The sequence below is a fragment of the Streptomyces sp. NRRL S-495 genome (assembly GCF_000966955.1).
GTDB classification, from domain to species: Bacteria; Actinomycetota; Actinomycetes; order Streptomycetales; family Streptomycetaceae; genus Kitasatospora; species Kitasatospora purpeofusca.
This window is the reverse complement of record NZ_JZWY01001000.1, coordinates 1-570: the sequence shown is the minus strand read 5'-3', so window position 1 is coordinate 570 and position 570 is coordinate 1. Positions and strand designations below refer to the sequence as shown.

At 72.1% G+C, this 570-nt stretch carries 1 pseudogene; it reads left to right on the top strand.

What is annotated here, in order from left to right:
- Positions 1–291 (top strand): annotated as a pseudogene (locus VR45_RS37755) (ROK family transcriptional regulator); the annotation flags it as partial.
- Positions 292–570: the final 279 nt, after the last annotated feature.

Sequence of the window (570 nt, the reverse complement as noted above, 5' to 3'; positions counted from 1 at the left end):
CTCGGCGACGGACGGCCCGGCGGGCCGTTCCTGGACGAGCTGGCCGAGCGGATCGCGCTCGGCACCTCGGCCATCTGCGTCGTCCTCGACCCCGGCTGCGTCGTCCTCGGCGGCGAGGTCGGCCGGGCCGGCGGCGCCGAGCTCGCCGCCCGGGTGGAACGGCGGCTGGCCGGCCTCTCGCCGGTGCGCACCGAAGTCCGAGCGGGCGAGGCGGGTGGTGGCGCGGTCCTCGGCGGCGCGGTCCTCACCGCCGGCGACGCCGTCCGGCGCGACCTCTTCGGCGAGCCGTAGGGGCTGCTGTGCTGGGTTGACGAAACTTTGCAAAGTGCTTCCCGTGGGTGGGTCTACGGGACTTTGCAAAGTGCCGCGGGTCGGGGTTGGCGGGACTTTGCAAAGTGCCACTGGTCGGGTTGACGAGACTTTGCAAAGTGCTTCCCGGGCGGGCCGGCAGGGCCTTGCGCCCTGCCGCTGAGCTGGGCCGATGCCACTTTGCAAAGTGTTTCCGGGGCAGGTTGACAGAACTTTGCAAAGTGGTTCGCTGGGCGGGGCCGGAGGGGGGNGGGTGCACGG